Raw genomic sequence first — 25,200 nt, 5'->3', positions numbered from 1 at the left:
ATAGTCCCTGAATGACCGAAGTCTTCGAACAGCATCTTGCAATCGCCTTGCGCCACGCCAAGCCTGATACGCTGCTCACGCCGATCCCGCGCGTCGAGCTGCTGGTCGGCGATCGCCCGACCGGTGAGACGCCTTGCCTTTATCGGTCGATGGTCTGCTTCATTCTTCAAGGTTCCAAACGCGTCGCCTTCAACGACAGCCTTCTGAGCTACGACAGTTCGCAATATCTGGTGAGCGCCCTCGATCTGCCGCTGATGGGCCAGGTGTTGGACGCCGGCCGGCATCGCCCCTATGTCGCCGTCTCATTGACACTCGATCCCGCCTTGCTGGCAGAACTGGCGGCTGCCATGCCGCCCAAGCGGGAGAGCGATGGCGAGCAGATCGGGCTGTCCATCAATCCGATGACGGTCGAGCTTCGTGATGCGCTGCTCCGGTTGATTTCGCTGCTGGACAAGCCCGCCGACATCCCGGTTCTCGCGCCCATGGTTGAACGGGAATTGCTTTATCGTCTCCTGCAAGGCCCGCAGGGGCGTCTACTCCGCCAGATCGCCCAGCCGGAGGGGCCGCTGGCCCGCATCCGCCGCGCCATCGCATGGATCAGGGACAATCACGACCAGCAATTGCGGATCGATGCCATGTGCGAGGCGAGCGGCATGAGCCGGGCGAGCCTGCACCGGCACTTTTCGGCGATCACCGGCTTCAGCCCGCTGCAATACCAGAAGCAACTTCGCCTGCAGGAGGCCCGCCGGCTGCTGCTCGGAGGCGATTATAATGCATCAGGCGTCGCCTTCGCGGTCGGATACGAGAGCGCATCCCAATTCAGCCGCGAATACCTCCGACAATTCGGCGCTCCGCCCGCCCGCGATATCCGCCAGATGCGGAAACAGATCGACGCCGCGTCGGCCAGCTGATACCCTTAAAATAGGGGCTCGCCAGCGTCGCACCCCATGTCAATTTCCCCGAACGGCGGTCTGGCCGAGATAATCGACTTCGACGCCGGCGGCGCTGACGCTCTTGCAGGTGACGGGCAGAAAATTCATCTTCCGATTGCTGCTAAAGCCGGCGACGAACAGATTGGAGGGCTTGTGATAAAGCTCCAGCGGCCGCCAGTCTGCGAGATGTTGCCGGCGTCGAGCACGACGATGCGGTCGGCCAACGTCATGGCTTCGACCTGCTCATGCGTGACATAGATCATCGTCGCCTTCATCTGCCGGTGCAGCTTGGCAAGCTCGATGCGCATGTTCCAGCGCAGCAGCGGATGATCATTAAATCGAGCGACTGTCATATGCCCAATGCATCAAAGCCTGGCGCTGACGCGGCCGGCACCAGCAATCTCCAGGCTCGCAGGCTCGGCGAAGCTGAGCGACATGACGGCGAATGGCTTTCCAACGGGCGATCTGCCGCTCGTCCTCGCCGGGCATGCGGCGACCTTGGTAATAGCGGCAGTACCACTGGAACCAGCCACGCGGATCGTCGGGGTGTATCCATCCCTTGGCCCGCCAGACGCTGAGCGGTTGGCTGGCGTCGACACCGAAGCAATTCAGCGACGGATCTTTTCGCAGCGACGACAGACGGGCCTCTGCAAACCAACTTTCCGGGAATTCGTCGCGACAATCCGTCATGTACTTGCCGCCGAACACGCCAAGCGCAAGCATCTCGGCGGGTGTCAGCTCCGGCCGGAAATCGGGATGAAACTTGCTGCCGATTGGCGCAGCGAGAGCGTATCGGTAGCCTTGCTGCATCCGATCATTCACGACGAGCCACCGCACCTTCATCGGGCGCCCTCCAATAGTGGTTTCGAGCGGTTACGCCGCCAGATCGAGAGGTTCAGCGCCGCTGCAAAACTCACCCACATAAGGTAAGGAACAAGCAACAAGGCAGCCGCCGCATTCGCCGGGTAAAACAGGAGGATTGTCGCCAGGATCGCGGCCCAAAGCAGCATGATCTCCACCGCGGCCAACCCGGGCCGGTGAAGTCCAAAAAAGAGCGGCGACCACGCAGCATTGAGCAGAAGTTGGACTGCATAGACGCCGAGCGGGAGTGCTGCGCCAGTATTGCCTGCCTCTCGCCATAGGAGCCAGCCCGACAATCCGATCGATGCATAAAGAACCGTCCAGACCGGGGCGAACAGCCAATCCGGCGGACGCCAATCCGGCTTGTCGAGCTGCTTGTACCAGTCGCCTGGCCGAAACATCACGCCGGTAGCCGCCGCGGCAAAGCTCGCGACCTGGAAGGCGACCAGCACAAGGAGGGGATTCATATCCATCCGCCAAAAAATGGAGGGAACCGCCCACGCTGTAAGCGGGTCCCTCCGAACATCCTATCGGTTCTGGCGAGCGGCAAACTCGCCGGAGCCCATTGCAGAAGACAGGGGTATGACCTGCCAGGCCGCCGATAGCCCCACCAGGATGTAAACAATCCGGGCGAGAGCCCAGCCAGCCCCGAAGATGGCGGCCACAAGGTCAAAGCCAAATAGCCCGACCAGACCCCAGTTCACCCCGCCTACGACTAGGAGGGTGAGCGTGACAATGTTGATGATTTTCATGGTTGTTCTCCGGATCGAGGACGCGGTCAGCCTTCCGGCGGCATGACCACCTTGTCGATGACATGGATGACGCCGTTCGAGGCAGCAATGTCGGCAGAGGTGACGGCGGCGTCATTGACCTTGATTGTGGAGCCATCGACGTCGATGTCGATCATTTTGCCATTGACCGACTTCGCTTCATCGATACCGGCCACGTCCTTAGCCATGACCTTCCCCGCGACCACATGGTAAGTGAGTATCTCGGTGAGCTTTTGCTTGTTCTCCGGCTTCAACAGGCTTTCGACGGTACCGGCCGGCAACTTGGCGAAGGCTTCATCGGTCGGAGCAAAGACCGTGAACGGACCTGCTCCTTTGAGAGTGGTGACCAGGCCTGCCGCTTCGAGCGCGGTCGCCAACGTCTTGAATTTACCTGCCTCCACGGCAGTATTGACAACATCCTTCTCCGCGGCGACTGCGCTGAAGCTGCTGCCGAACACCATCGCTGCAGCGAACAAAAGGCTCTTCATTTTCATGTCATTGTCCTCTCGATGACGGGTGCCCATTGCACCTCACCATTTTCATTTGGAGAACATCGGTTTTATTGCCACTCAAATTTTCGTGAGGACAAATATAATTATCTTGTGGTGAAAATTTTCGCCGTGTTAGTTTCCCGAAACGAAAAGGAGTTTACGACGTGCTTTCCGACACGCTCTCCAACGAGCTTCAGCGCTACGCGATCGGCCCTCGTATCAAGGCACTGCGCCTGAGAAAGAAGCTGGGGCTGGTGCAACTGGCGGGGCATACAGGGCTCTCGCCCGCGATGCTTTCGAAGATCGAGCGTGGGCAGATGTTTCCTACGTTGCCGACGCTGCTTCGCATCGCCATGGTTTTTGGGGTCGGCCTCGATCACTTCTTCAAAGCCGACAAGGAGGAGCCGCTCATCGCGATCGTTCGAAAGGAGCAGCGTCTCAAACTTCCAAGCCCGCCGGGCGAAAAGCGCCCTGCCTTTTTCTTCGAAAGCCTGGACTATCCCGCTGCTGACCGCCGCATGGAGGCGTTCTACGCCGAGTTCCCGATCGATTCGCCACCCTCGGAGCCGCATCAACATGGCAGTGCTGAGTTCATCTACGTGCTCAGCGGTCGGGTTGTCGTCAATGTGGACGGCAAGGAGACGGCGCTGGATGCCGGCGACGCCATCTATTTTGACTCAAGCGTTCCGCACAGTTACCGCCGGGAAGGCGAGGGAATTTCCAGCGCTCTTGTTGTGATTTCTCCTTAGGCGGCCGTTGGCTGCGTACTCCCGGAAATCCCATGAATAGGCCGCGTTGGGTGGAGGATGTCTGAATCGAGACCGGGGCTAATCAACGGCCGAGATGAGAGAGCATTGCAGCCATACTCGCGGATGTCCGCGCCAGACAGCAGCGATGATCGACGGGATGTCTCGAATAGAGCCAGCTCACGCCGCCGTCGGATTGATCACGTTCATATCGATTTCCGTCAGCTCCACACGGCGCTCAAACGCAGTGCCCGTCTCGTCGAAGAGATGGCAGTCGGCGGCATTGATGCCGGTGGCAACAGGTGCGTCGGCACGGATGCCGACGCTGCCGGGGAGCATGGCGCAGAAATTTTCGGCCTCGCCGTTGAGCGAGGCGTAGGCGACCGTATTGGCGCCGAGGCGTTCGATGACCGTCGGGGTGACCGTAAAGACGATGTCGCCGCCGTTGAGCTGGATATGCTCCGGGCGGATGCCGAGTGTCAGGGTCTTGCCTGCCATGCCGTCGCGCGGCGTCACCGGCAGGAGCGCGCACTGGCCGAGATAATCGACTTCGACGCCGGCGGCGCTGACGGCCTTGCAGGTGACGGGGAGAAAATTCATTTTCGGGTTGCCGATGAAGCCGGCGACGAATTTGTTGGCGGGCTTGTGGTAAAGCTCCAGCGGCGCGCCGGTCTGCGAGATGTTGCCGGCGTCGAGCACGACGATGCGGTCGGCCATGGTCATGGCCTCGACCTGGTCGTGGGTCACATAAATCATCGTCGCCTTCAGCTGCCGGTGCAGCTTGGCAAGCTCGATGCGCATGTCGGCGCGCAGCGCCGCGTCGAGGTTGGAGAGCGGCTCGTCGAACAGGAAGATCTTTGGTTCACGCACTATGGCGCGGCCGATCGCGACACGCTGGCGCTGGCCGCCGGAGAGCATGCCGGGCTTCTGCTGCAGCCGCTGGTCGAGATGCAGGATGCGCGCGGCGTTTTCCACCTTGGCCTTGAGCTTTGCCTCTTCCATCTTTTCGACGCGCAGCGGGAAGGCGATGTTCTCGAATACCGTCATGTGCGGATAGAGCGCGTAGGACTGGAACACCATGGCGATGCCGCGCTTGACCGGCGGCAGGTCGTTGACCCTGACGCCGTTGATGACGATGTCGCCCGCCGTCGTCGCATCGAGGCCGGCGATCATCCGCAAGAGCGTGGACTTGCCGCAGCCTGACGGCCCGACGAAGACGACGAATTCGCCGTTCTTAACCTCGAGCTGCACGCCCTTCAGAACTTCGTAGTCGCCGTAGAATTTCTGAACGTTGTTGAGAAGGAGCTGTCCCAAAAATCTGTCTCCGCCGGCGGTCTTCGTCGCACATTCGATAGAGGGGAGGGGCCGCAGCTTGCGCCGCGACCCCCAATGAGCCTCAGCAGGGCTTACTTGAAGGCTTCGATTTCACCGGCAGCCTTCTTCAGTGCGGCTTCCGGTTCGGCCTTGCCTGTGACGACCGACTGGATCATCTCGATCATCGAGTTCTGGAAGCCCTTATAGTCGGTGAAGAGCGGTTCGGGGCCGCCGTAGCTGATGCCTTCGATGAGCGGCTTCCAATAGGGGTCCTTGGCGACGAACTCGTCGACCTTCTTCGAGGGCCGCAGCGGCGTGAGGCCGGCGCCGCCCTGCAGCTCGTATTCCGCCTGAACATCCGGCGAGGTGATGAACTTGGCGAATTCGGTCGCCTTGTCCTCGACGCCCGAACCCTTGAAGATCGCCAGGCTGTCGGTGATCAGCAGCGTGCCGGGGCCCTTGGCATCGGGGCCGAGCGGCAGCGTCGTGATGCCCCAGCTGATCTTCGTCTCCTTCAGACGGGAGGCCGCGCCCGATCCGGCCTGGATCATGGCGACCTTGCCGTCGAGGAAGATGGCGCGGACTTCGTTCTGCTCATAGGCCGTCGGGCCTTCTTCGGAGTAGGGAACGATATCCTTATAGGCCTTCAGCGCGGCGAGAATCTGCGGGCTGTCGAGGGTGATCTTGCCGTCGGCATCGATCACGCTGCCATTGTTGGTGTAAACCCAATGCATGAACTGGTGCATGGTGTTGTCGAAGGTCTTGGCCGAGAGACCGAAGCCCGGAATGCCGGTCTTTTCCTTGATTGTTTTGGCCATCTCGATTTCTTCAGCCCAGGTCTTCGGCGGCTTCTCGGGATCCAGTCCGGCCTGCTTGAACAGATCCTTGTTCCAGTAGAGCGCCTTGGTGGAGAAGGCGATCGGAACGCCCCACTGCGTGCCCTCGAAGGTCACCGTGTCGACGATGTGGGGATAGTAAGCCTTCTTTTCCTCATCCGTCATCGGCACCTTGACGATGAGATCGTTCTGGGCGAACTCCTTCAGGGTGCGCGAGCCGACATAGGCCATGGCCACCGGCGTGCCGGCGGCGGCAAGCGTCGTTGCCTTGTCCTGGCACTGCGCCCAGCCGACGACTTCAGGCGTGACCTTCCAGCCGGCGTTCTTTTCTTCCCACTGCTTGATGTATTTGGTGTGGACCGGGTCGATCGTGTCGCCGCAATAGATCCAGCTGATTTCCTTGTCGGCGGCATGGGCAGTGACTGCGGTCAATGCCGTCGAACCGAGCAAGGCGAGCGCCATAAGGCCTGTCTTGATTGTTATGCTCACGTCGTGACTCCCGTTTGGTTGTTAGCTGTTCACTCGTTTTTTAGTCTTATTGTTTCACCGCACCGGCGGTCAGGCCGCCGACGAGGTAACGCTGAAGGAAGAAGATGACGACCATCGCCGGCGCGATGCCGACGAATGAAGCCGCCATCAGTTCGTTCCAGATGACCTCCTGCTTGCCGAAGTAAGCAAAGAGCCCCACCGGCAAGGGCATGTATTCACTCTTCGAGTTAAAGGTCAGCGCGAAGATGAATTGCTGGGCGTAAGCGCCGATGAAGGTGGTGATGGCGACGACGATGATTCCCGGCATCGCGATGGGCAGGATGACGCGGCGAAGCGTGTAGAAGTGGCTGGCGCCATCCATGAAAGCGGCTTCGTTGAGCTCCTGGGGAATGCGGATCATATAGGTGCGCAGCAGCCAGATCGCCGACGGGATGAGGAAGGCGACTCCCGGCACGATCATGGCGAGATAGGTGTTGAGCACGCCCATGCTGCGCATCAGCCGGAAGAGCGGGATCAACAGCACGGCGCCGGAGAACATGTTCACCGTCAGGAAGGCGCCGAGCAGGATGCCCATGCCCTTGAATTCGAACTTGGCGAAGGCGTAGGCCGCCGGAATGACGAGGCAGAGCACGATCAGCGTGACGATGATCGAGATGAAGAAGGAGTTGAAGATATAGCGTCCGAAGCCCGGCACGCTGATCCACATCGTCCGGTAGGCTTCGAACGAGCCGTTCTCCGGCCAGAAACGATAGGGCGAGGAGAAAAGCTGGGCGAGCGGCTTCAGCGACACCAGGAAGCCCTCGACGAAGGGCGCCAACACGAAGAACAGGAACACCGCGATGCCGCAATAGATCAGGATGATCTCCCACCAGCGGTAACGGTCGATCATGGCAGCACTGCTCATGCGCGCTTCTCCGGGTTGAGGCGGCGGGTGACGCGGAAATAGGCGAAGCAGAAGAGCGACAGGAAGATGCAGATTAGCACAGCGCGGGCCGCACCTTCGCCGTATTTTTTCGAACCGATCGCCGTCTGATAGGTATCGATTATCATCGTCGTCGTCTCGCCGCTCGGGCCGCCCTGCGTCAGGATCCAGATAATGTCGAACGAGTTGAAGGTGGCGATCAAGGACAGCATCGACATGGTGATGATGGCCGGCACCATCAGCGGCAGGGTGATGCGGCGGAAGCGGTACCAGCGGCCGGCGCCGTCGGTCCAGGCGGCCTCGTAGAGATCCTTCGGGATCGACTGGATCGCAGCCAGAAAGTAGATCGTCACCAGCGGTACGCCGATCCAGACATCGGTGACGATCGTCGCCCAGAAGGCGGTGCTGCCATAGGCGAGGAAGGCGACCGGGCCATCGACGAGGCCGAAGCGCTGCAAAAGGCCGGAGATCATCCCGAACTGGCCATTATACATCCAGCCCCACATGAAGATGCCGATCGCCATCGGCACGATCCAGGGCGGCATGGTCAGGAGCCGGAACAGCGAGCGGCCGGGCACGGCGGCGTTCAGCATGCAGGCGCCGAATGTGCCGATCACCATTTTCAGGGCCACCGAGAAGAAGGTCCAGACGAAGGTGCGCAGGATCACCTCGGCGAAGGTGGCGTTGAAGATCTTCTCGTAATTGATCCAGCCGACCCAATTGGTCGTCTTCTTCAGCGACGCGTCGGTGAAGGAGAGAATGAAGGTATCGACCAGGGGATAGGCGACGATGGCGAGGACATAAAGAACAGCCGGAAGAAGAAGGATCCAGGCGAAGATGAAGGCGCTTCTTTGGACACTCATCTTGCCGCCGTCCTCAAGCCGCTCTTGCGTGAAGGGCCTCGTCGAAGCGGTCCCAGATCGGACGCAGGTCGACGACGGTTTTCTTCATCCTCGCTTCGTCCATCGCCAGCGCCAGGATGCCGGCCTCGAGCGCATTCAGGGTGGACACCGGCAGTTCGAGCCCGGTGCGCACGCTTTCCAAGAGGTCGCTCGCCATCTGTTCATCGGCGCCGTAATGCTGCGAGAGCTCGGTGGCGGCATATTTGTTTTCGACGATCTTGTTGCCGGTCAGCTGCTCGTGCACGTCGAGATAACCGCGGACGAAATCGCCTTCGGCCATGCCGCGCGAGCCCATGATGGCGAAGCGGCGGAACTGGTCGGGCACGTTGAGATTGGTGTGGAAGTTCATGCCGACGCCGTTTTCATATTCGACGATCGCCACCTGGTAATCGATGATGTCGGCGTCGCTGTCGAACACCTTGTCCGATCCCATCCAGCCGCTCGGCTTGCGGTGGAAAAGCTCGAGGTCGTTGATGCCCTCGCGGGCCGGGTCGTTGGCCGGGATGAAGCTCTTGCGGCCGCCGAAACTGGCGACCCGTTCCGGCCGCGCGCCGACGACGCCATTATAAAGGTCGAGGTCGTGGCAGCATTTCTCCAGCATGAAGCTGCCGGAATAACGCTCGTAGCGGCGCCAGTCGCGCATGAAGAAGGCGCCGTGATAGGGCTCGATATGTTCGGATGCCTCGATCGAGACGATCTGGCCGAGCTTGCCCTCGGCCTGGATGGCGCGCAGATCCTTGTAAAGCGGGGAGTAGCGCAGCACCAGGCCGACCATCAGCCGCTCATGGCCGAACTTCGCCATCAGATGCGCAAGCTCGATGCTTTCGGCGATCGTCGTGACGATCGGCTTCTCGCAGAAGACCTTGAGGCCGGCCTGCAGCCCGAGCCTGATATGGCCGAGATGCATGTGATTGGGAGAGCCGATCATCAAGAGATCGAGCTTTTCGGAGGCGAGCAGCTCTTCCGGCGAGCCGTAGGCCTTGCCGGCCGAAATGCCCTTTTCCGTCAAACCGGGAAGGCCGGCCGGATCGGGATCCACGTAGCCGACGATATCGAAGCTGCTATCGATCGCTTTGAAGACGTAGCCGAGGTAGCCGAGCCGGAATCCGAGCCCGATGATGCCCACTTTCATGCCGATCCAGTTCCCGATTAAGTAATTTATTTTCTTTAAGTTGGGACAAAAATCGGAAGGCGTCAATAGAAAACGGGCCGCAAGACGCGAGCATGAAATTAATTTTCATAATCCGATCGTCGGCTGCCGGATAGGTGCTGCAACCGGCGGCATGCGCACTTGCCCGATCGAAAGCGCGCCCGTTCGAAGCTGGAATCTCGCAGGCAAACGCGTGGCTGCAGACCGCTTTTGCGCCGGCAAGCTCACGCGCAACTCGCGAAAGATTGAAAAGAGCGGCGCGCTTACCTGTGTAGGATGCAGCGAGAACCCGAGGCCAGGAGGAGCCATCATGACCCGCATGACCGCCAAGGATTTCCCACAGGAACTGCTCGAACTCTACGATTATTACGCGCATGGAAGGATCACCAAGCGCGAGTTTCTCGATCGCGCGGCCAAATTCGCCGTCGGCGGCGTCACCGCGGCCGCTATTCTGGCGTCGCTGAGCCCGAATTATGCGCTGGCGACCCAGGTCGAGGCAACCGATCCTGATATATCCGCCGAATACATCACCTATCCCTCGCCGAAAGGAAATGGCGATGTCCGCGGCTATCTCGTCCGCCCCCAAAACGCCGCCGGCAAAGTCGCCGCCGTCGTGGTCGTGCATGAGAACAGGGGGCTCAACCCTTATATCGAGGATGTGGCGCGGCGCGTGGCCAAGGCCGGCTTCATCGCGCTGGCGCCCGATGGCCTCACTTCGGTCGGCGGCTACCCTGGCAATGACGAAAAGGGGCGCGAGCTGCAGCAGAAGGTCGATCCGGAAAAGTTGATGAACGACTTCTTCGCGGCGGTCGAATATCTGATGAAGAGCGACCTCACCACCGGCAAGGTCGGCATCGTCGGCTTCTGCTACGGCGGCGGCGTCGCCAACGCGGCGGCGGTCGCCTATCCCGAACTTGCCGCCGCCGTGCCGTTCTATGGCCGGCAGCCGCGTGCCGAAGACGTGCCGAAGATCAAGGCGCCATTGCTTCTCCACTATGCCGGGCTGGACAAGGGCGTCAACGAAGGCTGGCCGGCCTATGAAGCGGCGCTGAAATCAGCCGGCAAGACCTACGAGGCCTATATCTATTCCGACGTCAACCACGGCTTTCACAATGATACCACGCCGCGCTACGACGAGGCTGCCGCCAAGCTCGCCTGGCAGCGAACGGTCGACTGGTTCACCAAATATCTCGCTTGAGAATGCACTGACCTGAGGCGGCGGGGAGGCGCCCCGCCGGGCTGCCCGACAGACGTCTTCCCCGGTTATTGCGGACGGTCGACCTTGCGCCGTCCACGGCTCACCATCATTCCGCCGACGATGAGGAGAATTCCGCAGGCGTTCGCCCAGAAGGAGGCCGGCACGGCGCTGATATAATCAAACGCCACCCCCGTGACCATCTGCCCGCCGATGATCAGCAGAGCCGAGTTGACCGCGCCGATCCGCGCAATCGCCCAACTGCCGGCCGCCACGAAGACAACACCGAGCGGACCGCCGAGATAGGCATACCAGGGCGCCTCGGCAGCACCCGCAGGAAGCAGGCCGCCGACGAAGAGACCGAGGCAGGTGAGGGCGGCAAAGCCTATGGCGTGATTCCAGAAGGATGCGATCAGCGGCGTCGTCGAGACGCTCAGCCGCCCATTGAGCTGTCGGCTGAGGCCGACGAGCACGCCGCCGAGGCAAGCAAGCAGAACAAAGAGCGTCACGCCGCACCTCGCCCGAACAGGATGATCAGCGCCGCCCCCGCAACGACCAGGCCGAGCGCAACCATATCGCGGGTATCGGGATGCCGCTTTTGCATGCCGAACAGCCCCCAGCTATCGGCCGCGACGCTGAAGACGACTTGGCCTGCCAGCCCCAGAGCCAATGTGCCGGAGAGCCCGAGCGGCGAGTTGACCGTCGTCGAGGTCAGCATGACAGTTGCCGCGCCGGAAAGCCCGCCGAAATAGGCCCAGAGAGGCGCCCGCAAGCCTTGTTCCGGCTTTGGCTTGCGCCGCCGGTGGACCAGCAGGAGAAGAATGATGGCTGCGACCATGCCGGTGCCGTGCGCCGTCCAAGACGAAAACAGCGGGCTTCCATAGCGTGCCAGCTCGCCGTTCAGATGCACCATGAAAGTCAGGAGCCCGCCCGTGGCAAAAGCGCCGGCAAAATAGATCGGATGCGGATTTCGTCCGGCGTCGATGGTCATTGGAGATCCCGTCAGCGAATCGGTTGCGGCGTTCTTCACCCTCCTATCAAAATCCGCGATGCAAGCCGCAAAATATGGTGATTACCGCAAGTCGCTTCCGCTTTCGACAATTGTGCGGTAGCCTGTCCGTTCGTTCACATCGGGCGAAGATTTTCGCTGCGATCCCAGAGACGCCGAAGGCGGACGAAGTTGCGACCGTCCGGAGTTTCGCAACAGTTCCCGTCAGCCCTGATAAGGCTAAAAATGTGATGTGAACGGAACAAGCATGCCTGCAATTGGGTTTCGAACCTTAGCGTTCAAAAGGAGGAGCATTATGCCTACGGTTGCTGCGACACCCATCACTCCGCCCGACCAGCACGTTGTCACCGCACGCGAGGCCCTCGAGCCGCTGTATGAGAAGCTCGAACTTCAAACGGAATCCCTGGTTCTCTCCGCAGCGCTGGAAGCCGGATGGTCCCCCGATGAGGCAACGAAGGCACTGGCTGCGCTCAGGCTGCAGGACGCGCTTTCCACTCTGGACGAACAGTCTGGCCAGTAAGTCCGTTAGGAGTGGCGACTCCGGTCATGGCGGCAGATCTACCTGTCTCTGCTTCTGAGCTCCCACACCAGGTGGGATGCATAAGAGCTTTGCGCTGTGACCGCGGCACCGGCCTTCGGAGCGATCCTTCAATAATCAATTATCCCAGGCAAGTATCGCGGGCGCCCTTTCTTATCCCTTCAAGGCCGGGCACGCCCGAAATGTCATGATAGCCCCGCAGAATGTTCCCTGTGCGGACGTGGCGGGCGATGAGGGAACTTTCGAGAATGGCGGCTCGACGAATGTCTGCGGCCGAACGGGGCCGGTAAAACAGACACATTGCCGGCGGCTGATGCATGCGCGAAGACGCCACGAAGGCTCTCATGAGCCGGGCTACAACGTGCGCGTTCGCCCGAAGGACCGCAGCAACAGATTGAGAGAGACGGCAACCTTGTCGATGTCGCGAATGTCCCGCGAATATTGGCCGGTGTAGAGTTTGACAATCATGCTGTCGCGAGCAGCGCCGCTGAGCTCGAAATAAAGGTGCAGGTAATAGGCCTGCCTGTCGCCGCCGCGACTGATGCTGCTTCGTCGTTGGGTGACCTGTCCGAGCTCCGCTTTGATCGGGTCGAAGCCGGCGATTTTCAGCATCACCGATTTGGATTGAAATCTGGCCATGTTGTGGACGGCCACGACCGCCTTGTCCAATGCCAGGCTGACGATCTGGCCGGGGACATCGTCGACGACAGCGGGCTCATCGAGCTTGAACGCATGAAACAGGCGCCGGGGTTTCTCGAAGCAGATGAGCGAAGCGATGAGCAGGACGACGATATTGATGCCTGACCACCAGGCCGCGACCGGCGAAAACTGGCCTTGCACATGCGACGTTTCCGGCACGACGTTGACCAGCAGACCGAAGACGGTGATCGTGATCATGCCTGCGATCCAGGCGAAGCTGTAGCGGTCGAACTGGTTCGCCTCGTTGCCACTGCCCTTGGGCGTCACCCTGAACGGCTTGCCAAACGGTCTCACCAGGCTGGAGACCACTGTCGGCAGCATGCGGAATGTCGCAAAGGTTCCGACGGCGCTGGAAACAACAGGCAGATAACGCGTCGGCGTGATCCACAGCATAAGCAGGAAATACGCCGCCAGCAGCGGCACCTGATGCGAGACATAATCGGCTATGTCGGTGAAATAGAGCGGGAGCAGGCCGAACCAGAGATAGACGATCGGGACGAGCAAGATCATGAAGCGGACCAGATACTGCACCAGCCATGATGCCGGCAGGAACATGATCCGCTGGAAGAGCGTCAAGCCGGGGCCGCGCAGCGGGCCATTATACAGGTAGAGGGTTTGAATACCGCCCTGGCACCATCGCTCGCGCTGCACAAAATAACCGGTCAGGTTTTCGGCGGCCAGTCCCATCGACAGCCGCTCGTTCAGGTAGCGCGTCTTGTAGCCTTTGTTGAGCATCGACAGAGTGGTCAGCAGGTCCTCCGTGATCGACTCCGTCGGAAACCCGCCGATTGCGTCGACGGCCTTGCGTCGGGCGATCGAGCATGAGCCGCAGCAGAAACTGACGTCCCAGGCGTCGCGGCTGGGCGCGATCTCGTCGAAGAACAGGCGCTGCTCGTCGGGCCAGATATTCTCCAGGCCGAGGTTCGATTGCACCGGATCGACATTGAAGAAATGTTGAGGCGTCTGGACGATGCCGATGCTGTCATCGGAAAAGAAGGGCAGCGTCCGGCGAAGAAAATGCCGATAAGGAACAAAATCGGCGTCGAAGATTGCAATAAAATCGCCCGAGCTGACCTTCAGCCCATTGTTCATATTGCCCGCTTTGGCATGGCTGTTGTCGCCGCGCGTGACGTGGATGACGTTCTTTTCTTCGCAATAGGCCCTCAGCCAGTCGCGGCGTTGATCGTCAAGCACATACACCTTCAATTTGTCGGCAGGATAATCCAGCGAACGGGCGCCGATGATGGTTCGCTCGAGCACGTCGAGCGGCTCGTTATAGGTGGGAATGAAAACATCGACGGTCGGCAGTTCACGCTTGTCGCGCGCGAAGAAAACCCGACCGAGCCTGTCCGCCTCTGCGCTCCGGTCGACATACCGGCTCATCAATATCAGAAAAAGGATGACTTCGAAGCAGGCCAAAACTTCGACGGCAAAGAGGATCCAGACCCAGTAGAAACTCGGACCGTCGCTGGGATAGGGGAGCACTGTCTCCGTCAAGCGCCAGAACATGTAGCGCAGTGCGAGTGCTGCGACGAAGGCGCAGGTCACCGCCCGTGTCCAGCTGTGATGGCGCGACCAATTGAACGGCCCCAGGAAAAAGAAAGCCAAAACGACTAGGGTCGGAACCAGCGCTACAAGATACTGAACCACAGGCTTTTGACCCAGTTGGATAGGTTGATGCCGTGTTTGGAAAACCGGACCTGCACTGTGCGTCCCACCTGGCAGGAGTTCGCAAAGTCGTTATTCATGAAGGATGGATCGAGGCGAACCCGAATGCGGGCATTGCGTTGCGTCGACGGCGGCAAGCTGGCGGCAAAGGAATCGGTCTCGACCGAAGCCGAATTGCCCCTGACGGAAATGACCGTGCCTTTGAAGACATCGCTGCGGCCGAACAGCCGCACCTGCGCAACAAGTCCCGGGTAGATCTCGTCGTAATTGACCTCGGGAACGAGGATATCCACGAACAGCTCTCGACAGTCGAGGAGGCGCATCAGCTCGTCGTTCAGCACGACATTCGAACCGCTGACGATACTCCTGGTCCAGACAACGCCGTCGAACGGAGCTAATGCGGTTGCGGATTCAAGGCTGCTGACGCGCTCGGCCTCCTTGACCAGCTGCTTTTGAACTTCGGTCGCGCGTGTCTCATTTTCCGCTATGCGCGAGTTCAAGTCGTTGATGCGAACGACGACCTCGTCCTCGCGCTGCCGCGAATAGGGCACGTCATTCTGTCCGTCGCCGAAAACAAAGATACCTTGGCGGACCGCATTGAGCCTCTGCTCCAATTGATCGACAGTCAGGTTGCTGATTTCGACCTCGCCGCCAGTCGCAGCTCCGGCGGCACGCGCGGCCTCGACCAGCTTCTGCGTCAGAATGCCTTTAGACTCGAGCTGCACCCGCCTGCTCAGGTCGACTTGCGCGACCAGATCCTGAGCTTGCGACACTTCGACTTTTTTCCTGAGGATTTCAACTTCGCGTTCGAGATTGGCAATGGTGGTCTGCTTGTAGACTTCCAATCTGGCAGACAATTCCTCTCGCAGGGCGGAGAGTTCCTCTCGTTCCTTTTTGAGGGCGGCGACGCGGTCAAGCGCCGTGTTGCGATCTGCCTCGAGCGAAGCGAGGATTGCGCGATTGACACGCGTATTTCTGATTTCTGCGAGGGCTTGTCCCGCTTTGACCGGGCTGCCGGCCTTGAGCGGTTCTTCCGCGATCATGCCGTCGATCGGGGCATTAACGACGGCAAACCGTGCATTGACCGTGCCATCAAGGCTCGTAAAGCCGGTAATCGTCGGCAATGAGACGACTGCGACGAGTGTCAGCAGCAGCAGGCCGACAACGATGCGCGTGATGCGATGGTTCCAGAGCATGTTGACATCCGAAGGTATCGCTTTGCAGCCATCCGTCCCTATCGAGCCGGCACAAACGGATGCAACTCATTCTTGCAATTTAGCGCATCGAAAATTAGTAGACAAGTGATGGTCGTAAAGCTGCGACAGAAACGGTTCGGCTCTGTAGGAAATGCCCCGCCGACGGGAGGCCTGGCACCGCATCGATGCGGCGCAGGGAACATGGACAAGCCATCGGCGGCGCGGCGACCGACGGAATGGGGTGATGGAAATCACCGCGCCGCGCCACTGCTGCCGTCTTATTGAGCCAGAAACAGCATAATTTCACGCGATCTTTTCTAACGCGCATCGCATGAAACTTGATTTATGCGACGCGCATTAGTTCTGTTTTTATGCATGCCGGAACCGCCGCACACTTCCGGGCGACATGCATCAATGCGGTCGAAGCTTTTTGGTGGCGATCAGCATGACGAGATCTTCGGAGGCATCTGCAAGCTCCAATGCCAGTTCCGCAGCCGACCATCCGCGCTTCTGCAAACCGACGAGCATTTCCACCATCGCGACTTCGACCTCTCGTCTGCAGTTCGAAATCGGCTTCAGTTCGATCTGTTTCTCATCACATGCAGTGGTCATCTTAGCCTCCGTACTGCCACTGGTATGGGCAGCTTCGCAAAAATTCGCCAATGGGTGGATATGGTAAGGGTTGCGTGCAAGCCTCGGCCTTTTACGCATCGACACAGACGGCCACCGCCTGCGCGCAACCCTTGGCGCCCCTATTTGCCAATGTCCGGCCTCAGGAGCGTCTCGCACGAAAGTGAGCAGAGGAAGCCCGCACGACAGACGACAGGAATTTTTCCTGGCGCCTGATGGTTATGCGGAGAAGAATTCCAGTCGTAAGCCGATGCTCGTGCAAAACGCGCACGAATATTCCCCCGATAGTTCACGACCTATCCTCCTCTGCTTGCATATTTTGTTGTGAATTACTGTCGCATCACGTTGAAAGTGCTTTGGAACTGCATCGCACTGGCAAGTGAATATCTGGAATTTCCGAATGTCCGTCGGAACTAACCATTGCTTATTTAGATACAGGAACGGGAGGCAATTGTCGTTATCGCCGCATCCTGAAAATTATCGGTCCGTCCATTTCTGCTCGCCAGGGAATATGATAAGTAGCTTATGCACGCGCTGGAGGAGTGGATGGCTACGGAGTCTGGAGATAAGCCCGCTGCCGGACAGGTATGGCCGGCCCACCTGGAGCGGCGCCGCTGGCCGCGCGAACCGTCCCCGCAGAAAGAACATCGGGTGGAGGTTACGCCGGCACTGGTGCCCTTGCGATTTTCAACGCACGACCTGCCACCGAACGAACAGTTCCAGTCCTGGCGATCACACATGGCGCCCCTAGTCGATGTCCATCTGCCGGACGGAAAATCAGAGGATGACGGTTTTCTCGCGGAACAGACGGCCTGGCAGCTTGGCGATATTCTCATCGTCCAGCAGCGCACGCAGTCCTGCAGCTATATCCGCGATCAGGCCATGCTGCGATCGAGCCCGATCGATCACTGGAACGTCGGCATACTGCGCAGCGGCCGGGCCTGGACCGAGGCCAATCGGCAGGTAACGGAGACCGCCCCGGGTGAGATATTTTTCAGGTCTCTTGGTTATCCGTACCGCGGGCGGATGACCGATTCCGTCGCCGTGCTCGTCTTCTTGCCCTATGAACTGTTGAGCCGTGACGCGCCTCTCCTGCAGAACGCCAACAACATCGTCCTCTCCGGCAGCCTGGCTGAATTGCTCGCCAGCTATATCAATGGCCTGGAAGCCAATCTCGGCATTCTGACGGTGGAGGAGGTGCCGCGGATCATCCAGACGATCGGCGATATGGTCGTCGCATGCGCTGCATCGTCTACAAGTTCGGATCGCGGCCAGGAACAGACCAATATGGGGCTGATGGAGCGGGCGCATCGCTATATTCACCTCAATCTTCATTCAGACAGCTTGACGCCTGACGTCATGTGCCGTGCGCTGGGCATCTCGCGCACGCGGCTATACCAATTGTTCGAAACGAGCGGGGGCGTCTTCAATTACATTCGCAAACGTCGATTGCTGCAGGCCTATGCGGATCTGACCAACCCGGTCGACACCAGGCCGATCTCGGAGATTGCCGAGGCCGCCGGCTTCGACGTTGCGGCCAATTTCACGCGCGCCTTCAGCCATGAATTCGGGCTCAGCCCGCGTGAAGTGCGAAAGACCATAGCAACTGAGCGACCGGCCGTTCCCGCAACACGGCTCGCGCGACGTTCTGGGGCAACGATCGGTGATTGGCTAACCCTCGCACATTGATTTGGGAACGCGCCGAAAGCAATTGATATTGCTGCGTATTTTCAAAGCGATTAGGCAGCAGCGTTTGCCTTGCGCTTTCAAGTTCCATAAGACAGATTACGCCAGATTCGCCTGCCGCAAAGTTGAAGTGTCCTGTTTCTGCAAAGTAAGAATGTCACTCTCTCCCCGTCTTTGACGGCGGAGATTGCAGATGGGATTGTGATTGCGATGAGCGAGCGCGATCTGCAGCGGATCGAGGTTTTGTCGAAGGCAGCGCTCAAACCAGACGTGATCATGCGAGGCAGGCAGTAGATTCTCGACGCCTAATGAGGGCCAAAGGCGGCAGAGCTACGTTCAACCAGCTTGCAAGAGACAACCCGACTGCCCGGATAAATCTTCTCGCCCGCTATCAAATCGTTCAGCCACTTCGCACCCTCTCGGCCGAGATCGTAATATGGTAACGCCGCTGTGGTTAGCTCCGGCTTCAGCGCCATGGTGACTGTTCGAAAATCGTCAAAGCCGACGATGCTGACGTCTTGTGGAATCCGCAATCCCAGTGCCATGGCGGCAATGTAGATTTGAATTGCCATTTCGTCGTTGCCGCTCATGATCGCGGTCGGACGGTCGTCTTGTTTGAGCATTTCGGTCGCTGCCGCGAAGACGTAGTTGTTCTCTGCCCCCACAGGCCCATCCATCCCAAGGCTGATAGAGAGGTCGTTCTCTGTGAGACCGAATTCGCTTGTCGTTCGACGAAACGCATCCAGGCGCAGTTCGGCTCCCAATAGGATCGGATTGAGCCGGATGTAACCGATTCTGCGATGACCCCGTTCAAGCAGGTAACGGGTGAGATCTCGCGCCCCCTGATAATCATCGGGCTCGATAGACGGCAGGAGCTCCCTTGTTTGCGGCCGACAATTTATCATCACTGTCGGAATGCTGACATCGCCGGACTCCGGATCCACAATGCGGCGGTACATGGTTACATATAAGACTCCATCAATGCGATGGGACTGGAACATTTTCCAGATTTCCACTTCTCGCTCGGAAGAACCACCGGTGTTGGCTATCAGGATGGTTTTCCCATTCGCATTGGCCCAGTCCTGAATTCCGCGGACAATATCGACCGAATAAGGCGTCGTGGAAACATAATCGGTGATAATCCCAAAGGTGTTGGAACGGCTGGATCGTATGAGGCGCGCCGCCATATTTGGGATATAGCCGAGATCCCGAATGGCCTTTTCCACCCTCTCCCGGGTTTCCTCAGTCACGTAGGGCTCGCCATTGATGACCCGAGAGACTGTTTTATTCGAAACCCCGGCCGCTTTTGCGACGCTGACGATGCTCACCATGTCCGCCAATTCTCCTGATGCGGGTCCGTTGTAAACCACACCCATGACAACGTCGACATATTTTTCTGACAACGTCGACAATCGTAATTGACAACGTCGTCATAGCGCGCCTATGGTCCCCACACTGGAACAGCCTGAGGCAAGCGCCTCCGGCGGAACAAGGGAGGGATTCATGAAGAAACTGCTTGGCGCCAGCGCGCTCGCGCTCGTTTGCATTGCGGCCTCCGCCAAGGCCGAAACCATCAATATCCTCGTGGAAGGCGGCGGCGAAATGCTGCAGAAGGCCGCCGCAGAGAAGTTCACCGCCGAGACCGGCATCAAGGTGAACTTCACCGTCGTTCCCTATCAGGGCGTCTTCGACAAGTTTTCCGCCGAAATCGCCTCCGGTTCATCGGCGTTCGATGTAGTAACGATCGACGTCGTGTGGAACGCGAAATTCGCAAGCCATGTCGAAGACCTCGCGCCGCTTTTCACCGAAGCAGTTCGCGAGGACCTGCCGCCTGCCTTGCTTGCCGACGCGAAGATCGGTGACAAACTGATCGGCATGCCTGCGTGGGCCAATGCCGAAATTGTTTTTTATCGCAAGGACCTCTTCGACAAACCAGAGGAACAGAAAGCGTTCCAGGCAAAATATGGCTATCCCCTCGCCCCGCCGAAGACTTGGCAGCAATGGCGCGACATCGCAACATTCTTCACCCGAGATACAGATGGTGACGGCAAGGCCGACTTTTGGGGCACCGACACCATCGGCAGCTTCTCCGAAGAATGGATGGCGCATGTGCTTCAGGCGGGCTCCCCAGGTGTGATCCTCGACAAGGATGGGAAGGTGATCATCGACAACGAAGCGCATAGGAAGGCGCTCGAATTCTACATCGCGCCGCACTGCATCGATCATTCCGTGCCCGAAAACGTGAACGAGATCGGCTGGGGCGAGGCTCAGAACCTGTTCTATCAAGGCAAGACAGCGATGATGAAATTCTGGGCGCACGCCTACAAGATGACGCCCGCCGATTCCAAGGTCAGCGGAAAGGTCGGCGTCGTTCCAATGCTGGCCGGCGATGCAGGGATCGCGGCAATTCCGGGTCCTTGGTACAATGTCGTTCCGTCGACCTCTCAGCATAAGGACGCGGCCAAGAAGTTCATCGCTTTCGCAATCGCCAACAATGCCCTGGGTATCGAAGCGCCGCTTGGATTGGCTGCGACGAAGTCTGCCTATAACAGCTATGCCGGCAAGCCCGGTTATGAGCATTTCACGCCGCTGCTTGAGACGTTGAGTGCTCCTGCGACGCAGGGCCGTCCGATGAACGAAAAATATCAGGAAATTGTCGACGAAGCGGTTCTTCCCGCCGTGCAGCAGGCCCTGACGTGCAAAGCGGATGTCGGCGAGGTCCTGACGGACGCCAAGGAAACGATCGAAGACATTCTCGACTAGTCCCTCGGCGGCGAGGAGGACGGGTGGTCCTTCTCGCATCATCAGCTTTCGGAGAGCGCCATGTCGGGTGAAGACCGATTTGTGCTGTGCATGCTTGCGCCAGCCCTCGCCATCCTTGGCTTGCTGGTCGCATACCCGGTAGGGCTTCTGGTGTTCGATTCTCTTTTTAAGGTCGACACCATTACTCCCCACATACGAGAGTGGGTCGGGCTCAAGAACTATATCGACGCGCTAACCTCGAAGCGCGTCGCGGAAAGCGCATTCAGAACAATCCAGTACTCGATCTTTGCGCTGTTCTTCGAATTTACCTTCGGCTTCTGCGCCGCTCTGCTGTTCACGGCGCTCGCCGGTCAGTCGCGCTGGCACCGCACGATCTTTACGCTGCCATTGATGGTGCCGCCCATTGTCGCCGGCCTCTTGTGGCGCTTTCTCTTGGTCGGGAACATCGGCATCTTGAATTATGGGCTCGTCCAATTGGGCGTCATCGGCGATCCCGATGCGATTGCCTGGTTGTCCGACGAAGATATCGTCATCTATTCCGTCTCTTTTGCCGATATCTGGCTGACGACATCCTTTGTCGCCCTCGTCTCCTATGCCGGATTGACAAACATTCCCAAAGACCTGCTGGAGGCGGCGCGAATCGACGGCGCGAATGCGTTCAAGCGCTTCTGGCATGTCACGCTGCCGCTGATGCGCCCGGTGATCGCCGTTGTCGTCATCGTGCGTGGGGTGGATGCGGCCAAGACCTTCGACCTCATCTGGATCCAGACCCAAGGTGGCCCCAACCACGCTTCTGAAGTGTTTTCGATGAACATCTATCAGCGCATGGTGCGCTTCGGCGATCTCGGCGAGGCCTCGGCCTCCGGCACGCTGTTTCTGATCGTCATGATGCTTCTGGCCGCCGCTGCCTATTGGAAGATATGGAGGCCGGTCCATGCTTAGTGCCCGCCGCCTCCATCTCAACGGCATCGTGATCAATGCCGCCGCCCTCGTCCTCGTCCTGTCCTATGCGCTGCCTTACGTCTATCTGCTCATGACGTCGATCAAGCCGGCAGCGGATGTCCAGCAGATTCCGCCGCGCTTCTTTCCCGTCGTCATCTCTTTCGAGAATTTTCGCGATGTCCTGCAATCATCGACCCTGCCGCGGGCCTTCGCAAGCTCGCTGACGGTGGCGGTGCTGACAACCATCCTTTCCCTCGCTGTGGCGGTTCCCGCCGCTTATGTCGCGACCCACTACCGGCGCCGGATCACTACCCTGTTCCTGCTGTTCGCGCTGGTCACGCGCATGGTGCCCTCGGTGTCGCTCGGCGTGCCATTGTTCCAGCTTCTGAAGTCGCTCGGTCTGCTGGATACCGTTCCCGGTCTGGTGCTCGCCCATACATCAGCCGCGGTACCCCTTGCGATTCTACTTATGGCAGCCTTCTTCGAAGGCGTTCCGAAGGATCTCGAAGAGGCGGCGCGCATGGACGGCTGCACCCGTTTCCAGGCCTTTCTGAAAGTCATTCTTCCGATCATGACGGGCGGAATCGCGGTCACCGCGCTCTTTACCTTCATCACGAGCTGGAACGAGTTCCTCTACGCACTACTGCTGACGTCGGAGGCGACCAAAACGGCACCGATCGTCATTGCTGAATACAACTCAGTCTATGGCCTGGCCTGGGGAGCGATGACGGCGGCGGCCGTGCTCTATTCACTGCCCGTCATCATCGTAACACTCGCACTTCAAAAGCAGATCGTCGGCGGCCTGACTTTCGGCGCTGTAAAAGGATGAGGGAGGCGGAGATATGGCCGGTATAGAATTACGCAACGTCAACAAGATTTACGGCAACAGCTTTCATGCGCTGCACGACCTGAATTTCAACATCAGGGATGGTGAGTTTATGGTGTTTGTCGGTCCCTCGGGATGTGGGAAATCGACGGCGCTTCGGATGATCGCCGGCCTTGAGAGCATTTCGAGCGGCGAACTCAGGATTGGGGACAGGGTCGTCAACGATGTCGATCCCAAGGATCGCGACATCGCCATGGTCTTTCAGTCTTACGCGCTTTACTCGCACAAGACCGTGCGCGAAAACATCGCCTTTCCACTGCTAATGGCAGGGTTGCCAAAATCCGACATTGCCAGACGCGTGGACGAGGCCGCGCGCGTCCTCGAACTGACGGCTCTGCTCGACCGCAAGCCGGCGCTGCTCTCGGGTGGCCAGCGGCAGCGCGTCGCCATGGGTCGGGCGATCGTCCGCCAGCCGTCCGCCTTCCTGATGGATGAACCGCTGTCCAATCTCGATGCAAAACTGCGTGTGCAGATGCGCGCCGAGATTGCCAGGCTCCAGAGAAAACTCAACGTCACCACGATCTACGTCACTCACGATCAGGTCGAGGCAATGACGATGGGTGACCGTGTCGCTGTCATGAAAGGCGGTGTGCTGCAGCAAGTCGACACACCGCAAAATCTGTACAGTCGCCCTGATAACGTCTTTGTTGCGGCCTTTATCGGATCGCCCTCGATGAACTTGTACGAGGCCGTTTTGAATGGAAGGACTGTGACCCTGGGCAGCAACAGTTTCGAAATTCCTGACCGGGTTTTCGAATGCCGTCCCTCGCTCAATGGTGCGTCTAACCGTCAAATCCTCCTCGGTATCCGGCCGGAGTACATGAACGACGCTGCAATCCGGCCTTCTTCGGCCGAGATCTCGGCCCGGGTCACTCTTGTTGAGGCGCTAGGTTCTGAATCCATGGTGCATCTGAATATCGATGCACCTTGGGTGGATGCCGGCGACCCGGACGCCATCGCCGACATCGGCGACGAAAAAGCTGCTGTAGCCCGTTTTTCCCCAAAGAGCCCAGTGCGAGCAGGTGACATCGCGCGCATTGCTGTGGATGCCGAAGAACTTCACTTCTTTGATCCGGACACCCGCACCAGCATCTGGTGATGGCATAGCCAAAAGAAAACAAGATTAACTTCGCTGCCCGAGGAGACATTACAAATGGTTAGCGAAAATTATTACGACGTCACGAAATATGCAGCAGGAAATCCTGGCGAGGATATTGGCGCGGTCATCAATGACATCATTGCGGATATTAAAAACAGGCAAGCCGTTGCCGATGCAAATGACGGCGGCAAACCTGGATCGGTTATCTATATACCGCCAGGCGATTATCGTCTTTTCACTCAAGTCGTTATAGACGTGAGCTATCTGAAAATCGTTGGCTCTGGGCATGGTTTTACGTCGTCAAGCATCCGCTTCAACACACCCGCAAGCGAGTTGGCCCACTGGCACGAAGTGTGGCCGGGTGGAAGTCGTATACTTGTGGACACGTCTCCAGAGGCTGCGGACGGTGAGGCTGCTGGTGCCGCGTTTTATGTCAAGCGCAGCGGAAATCCTCGTATAAGCTCTGTGGAATTTGCTGACTTTTGCATCGATGGCTTGCATTTCACCGACGATGGTTCGGGGCAAAACGACGCAGAAAATACATACAGGAACGGCAAAACGGGAATTTACGTGGGCAGCGCCAATGACTCCTTCCGAATAACGGGGATGGGTCTTGTCTACCTGGAGCACGGAGTTATCGTTCATGATGGAGACGCGCTCGCGATAGATAACAATTTCATCGCAGAGTGCGGCAACTGTATCGAACTGAAAGGTATGGGGCAGGCCTCAAGAATAGCAAATAATTTTGTCGGCGCCGGATATAGAGGGTACTCTATCTACGCTGAGAATTACGCGGGCATTCTTGTATCCTCAAACAACGTATTTCCTCGAGGAGCGAGCAGTATCCATTTCTCCGGCGTGGTGCGTTCCTCGGTGACAGGAAACAGGTTCCATTCCTTTTATCCAGGGATGTTGGTTTTTGCTGCCAACTGCTGCGAGAATCTGGTCTCCTCAAATCACTTTCTGCGAGATCGCGAGCCATGGACGCCGATGCAGAAGTACGACAATGGCCTGGATGATCTGTTCGGACTTTTGCAGATTGACGGAAGCAACAATTCGCTGATCGCGAACCATATATCGGAAATAATAGATGCTCGATATATTCGGCCTCCCGCAGCAAAGCCTGTCATAATCAATGTAGTTTCCGGTAGTGGCAACTACATAGCCAGCAACCACATTGTGGCTGCAACCGAAATATCTCAAAAGGACAAGAGCGATGCGCCAAACAGCGCCTGCTTTTCAACACAGGTGAGCGCGTTGCTTTCGACCGGGAATTCGACATTACTAGACGTAACAACTGTGCTGGTGCAGAAGGAATCCGTACGGAATACAGTCCTGGACTCCGGAAATGACGAACAAGTTGTGATGAACAGAACGGTAAATGCATTCAGGGGCACTCCGGTTCTTGGGCAATAGAACCCGCAGCCGCCAGGCCTCTCCCGCCGGTGTGGGACCACAGGTCCTCTTCCCGAGAAT

At 58.6% G+C, this 25,200-nt stretch carries 25 protein-coding genes and 1 pseudogene; 10 read left to right on the top strand and 16 right to left on the bottom strand.

The features are described from left to right. The first annotated feature begins 11 nt into the window (after positions 1–11). Positions 12–911, top strand: a complete 900-nt coding sequence (locus RHE_RS26000) for an AraC family transcriptional regulator (RefSeq protein WP_011428230.1) — start codon at positions 12–14, stop codon at positions 909–911. Positions 912–962: 51 nt separating this feature from the next. Here RHE_RS26000 and RHE_RS25995 read toward each other — a convergent pair. The 5 genes and pseudogenes from RHE_RS25995 to RHE_RS25975 all read right to left on the bottom strand — a co-directional run. After that, a pseudogene (locus tag RHE_RS25995) lies at positions 963–1,252 on the bottom strand (ABC transporter ATP-binding protein); the annotation flags it as partial. Positions 1,253–1,265: 13 nt separating this feature from the next. Next, the gene (locus RHE_RS25990; protein WP_011428229.1) at positions 1,266–1,775 is read right to left on the bottom strand and encodes a hypothetical protein; all 510 of its coding nucleotides are present in this window, start codon (positions 1,773–1,775) and stop codon (positions 1,266–1,268) included. Further along, positions 1,772–2,260 (bottom strand): TspO/MBR family protein, encoded by a 489-nt coding sequence (locus RHE_RS25985; protein WP_041679081.1) that lies wholly within the window; start codon positions 2,258–2,260, stop codon positions 1,772–1,774. Before RHE_RS25985 ends, RHE_RS25990 begins: the two co-directional genes overlap by 4 nt. 60 nt (positions 2,261–2,320) lie before the next feature. Next, positions 2,321–2,545: a DUF378 domain-containing protein gene (locus RHE_RS25980; RefSeq protein WP_011428227.1), complete on the bottom strand. Its 225-nt coding sequence runs from the start codon at positions 2,543–2,545 to the stop codon at positions 2,321–2,323. Positions 2,546–2,571: 26 nt separating this feature from the next. Next, positions 2,572–3,057, bottom strand: coding sequence for a fasciclin domain-containing protein (locus tag RHE_RS25975; RefSeq protein ID WP_011428226.1), 486 nt, complete (start codon positions 3,055–3,057; stop codon positions 2,572–2,574). 161 nt (positions 3,058–3,218) lie between these two features. On the opposite strand from RHE_RS25975, the gene RHE_RS25970 reads away from it, so the two are divergent. After that, a complete protein-coding gene (locus RHE_RS25970; RefSeq protein ID WP_011428225.1) occupies positions 3,219–3,803 on the top strand; it encodes a helix-turn-helix domain-containing protein in 585 nt (194 codons plus the stop codon). 177 nt (positions 3,804–3,980) lie between these two features. Here the strand turns inward: RHE_RS25970 and RHE_RS25965 are convergent, their stop codons facing one another. The 5 genes from RHE_RS25965 to RHE_RS25945 form a co-directional block, all read right to left on the bottom strand. After that, positions 3,981–5,114, bottom strand: coding sequence for an ABC transporter ATP-binding protein (locus RHE_RS25965; RefSeq protein ID WP_011428224.1), 1,134 nt, complete (start codon positions 5,112–5,114; stop codon positions 3,981–3,983). 92 nt (positions 5,115–5,206) lie between these two features. Then, positions 5,207–6,412 (bottom strand): ABC transporter substrate-binding protein, encoded by a 1,206-nt coding sequence (locus RHE_RS25960; RefSeq protein ID WP_011428223.1) that lies wholly within the window; start codon positions 6,410–6,412, stop codon positions 5,207–5,209. A 73-nt stretch (positions 6,413–6,485) separates the two neighbouring features. Continuing rightward, positions 6,486–7,343, bottom strand: coding sequence for a carbohydrate ABC transporter permease (locus RHE_RS25955; protein WP_004672438.1), 858 nt, complete (start codon positions 7,341–7,343; stop codon positions 6,486–6,488). Next, the gene (locus RHE_RS25950; protein ID WP_011428222.1) at positions 7,340–8,224 is read right to left on the bottom strand and encodes a carbohydrate ABC transporter permease; all 885 of its coding nucleotides are present in this window, start codon (positions 8,222–8,224) and stop codon (positions 7,340–7,342) included. Before RHE_RS25950 ends, RHE_RS25955 begins: the two co-directional genes overlap by 4 nt. Positions 8,225–8,237: 13 nt before the next feature. Further along, positions 8,238–9,395: a Gfo/Idh/MocA family protein gene (locus tag RHE_RS25945; protein WP_011428221.1), complete on the bottom strand. Its 1,158-nt coding sequence runs from the start codon at positions 9,393–9,395 to the stop codon at positions 8,238–8,240. A 328-nt stretch (positions 9,396–9,723) separates the two neighbouring features. On the opposite strand from RHE_RS25945, the gene yghX reads away from it, so the two are divergent. Then, positions 9,724–10,611 carry a YghX family hydrolase gene (gene yghX / locus RHE_RS25940; RefSeq protein ID WP_011428220.1) on the top strand — a complete coding sequence of 296 codons (888 nt, stop codon included), beginning with the start codon at positions 9,724–9,726 and terminating at the stop codon, positions 10,609–10,611. A 65-nt stretch (positions 10,612–10,676) separates the two neighbouring features. Here the strand turns inward: yghX and RHE_RS25935 are convergent, their stop codons facing one another. Both RHE_RS25935 and RHE_RS25930 read right to left on the bottom strand, forming a co-directional pair. Further along, complete coding sequence (locus RHE_RS25935; protein WP_011428219.1) at positions 10,677–11,117, bottom strand: DMT family transporter; 441 nt, start codon at positions 11,115–11,117, stop codon at positions 10,677–10,679. Beyond that, positions 11,114–11,599, bottom strand: a complete 486-nt coding sequence (locus RHE_RS25930; RefSeq protein WP_011428218.1) for a DMT family transporter — start codon at positions 11,597–11,599, stop codon at positions 11,114–11,116. The genes RHE_RS25935 and RHE_RS25930 overlap by 4 nt, the downstream gene beginning before the upstream one ends. A gap of 313 nt (positions 11,600–11,912) precedes the next feature. Here RHE_RS25930 and RHE_RS25925 point away from each other — a divergent pair, with 313 nt between their 5' ends. Beyond that, on the top strand, positions 11,913–12,137 hold the full coding sequence (locus RHE_RS25925) for a hypothetical protein (protein WP_020923200.1): 225 nt from the start codon (positions 11,913–11,915) through the stop codon (positions 12,135–12,137). 372 nt (positions 12,138–12,509) lie between these two features. On the opposite strand, the gene RHE_RS25920 is transcribed toward RHE_RS25925, so the two are convergent. From RHE_RS25920 to RHE_RS25910, 3 genes are all read right to left on the bottom strand, one after another. After that, positions 12,510–14,504 carry a glycosyltransferase gene (locus tag RHE_RS25920; protein WP_020923199.1) on the bottom strand — a complete coding sequence of 665 codons (1,995 nt, stop codon included), beginning with the start codon at positions 14,502–14,504 and terminating at the stop codon, positions 12,510–12,512. Continuing rightward, positions 14,486–15,718 carry an HlyD family secretion protein gene (locus RHE_RS25915; protein WP_011428216.1) on the bottom strand — a complete coding sequence of 411 codons (1,233 nt, stop codon included), beginning with the start codon at positions 15,716–15,718 and terminating at the stop codon, positions 14,486–14,488. The genes RHE_RS25920 and RHE_RS25915 overlap by 19 nt, the downstream gene beginning before the upstream one ends. 411 nt (positions 15,719–16,129) lie before the next feature. Next, positions 16,130–16,330, bottom strand: coding sequence for a hypothetical protein (locus tag RHE_RS25910; RefSeq protein WP_041679080.1), 201 nt, complete (start codon positions 16,328–16,330; stop codon positions 16,130–16,132). A 564-nt stretch (positions 16,331–16,894) separates the two neighbouring features. Here RHE_RS25910 and RHE_RS25905 point away from each other — a divergent pair. Continuing rightward, the gene (locus RHE_RS25905; RefSeq protein WP_011428215.1) at positions 16,895–18,037 is read left to right on the top strand and encodes a helix-turn-helix transcriptional regulator; all 1,143 of its coding nucleotides are present in this window, start codon (positions 16,895–16,897) and stop codon (positions 18,035–18,037) included. A 302-nt stretch (positions 18,038–18,339) separates the two neighbouring features. Here the strand turns inward: RHE_RS25905 and RHE_RS25900 are convergent, their stop codons facing one another. Then, positions 18,340–19,365, bottom strand: coding sequence for a LacI family DNA-binding transcriptional regulator (locus RHE_RS25900; RefSeq protein ID WP_011428214.1), 1,026 nt, complete (start codon positions 19,363–19,365; stop codon positions 18,340–18,342). Positions 19,366–19,537: 172 nt separating this feature from the next. Between RHE_RS25900 and RHE_RS25895 the strand changes: the two genes are divergently transcribed. From RHE_RS25895 to RHE_RS25875, 5 genes are read left to right on the top strand one after another with little or no spacing between them, the layout of a single operon-like run. Next, positions 19,538–20,797, top strand: coding sequence for an ABC transporter substrate-binding protein (locus tag RHE_RS25895; RefSeq protein ID WP_011428213.1), 1,260 nt, complete (start codon positions 19,538–19,540; stop codon positions 20,795–20,797). A 60-nt stretch (positions 20,798–20,857) separates the two neighbouring features. Continuing rightward, positions 20,858–21,739, top strand: coding sequence for a carbohydrate ABC transporter permease (locus RHE_RS25890; protein ID WP_011428212.1), 882 nt, complete (start codon positions 20,858–20,860; stop codon positions 21,737–21,739). Continuing rightward, positions 21,732–22,568: a carbohydrate ABC transporter permease gene (locus RHE_RS25885; RefSeq protein ID WP_020923192.1), complete on the top strand. Its 837-nt coding sequence runs from the start codon at positions 21,732–21,734 to the stop codon at positions 22,566–22,568. Before RHE_RS25890 ends, RHE_RS25885 begins: the two co-directional genes overlap by 8 nt. 13 nt (positions 22,569–22,581) lie before the next feature. Continuing rightward, on the top strand, positions 22,582–23,724 hold the full coding sequence (locus tag RHE_RS25880) for an ABC transporter ATP-binding protein (protein ID WP_011428210.1): 1,143 nt from the start codon (positions 22,582–22,584) through the stop codon (positions 23,722–23,724). Positions 23,725–23,778: 54 nt separating this feature from the next. After that, the gene (locus RHE_RS25875; protein ID WP_011428209.1) at positions 23,779–25,140 is read left to right on the top strand and encodes a NosD domain-containing protein; all 1,362 of its coding nucleotides are present in this window, start codon (positions 23,779–23,781) and stop codon (positions 25,138–25,140) included. The last annotated feature ends 60 nt before the right edge of the window (positions 25,141–25,200 follow it).

Source organism: Rhizobium etli CFN 42 (assembly GCF_000092045.1).
Lineage (GTDB): Bacteria > Pseudomonadota > Alphaproteobacteria > Rhizobiales > Rhizobiaceae > Rhizobium > Rhizobium etli.
Note: the sequence above shows the minus strand (reverse complement) of the source record. Positions and strands in the feature narration are given on the sequence as shown.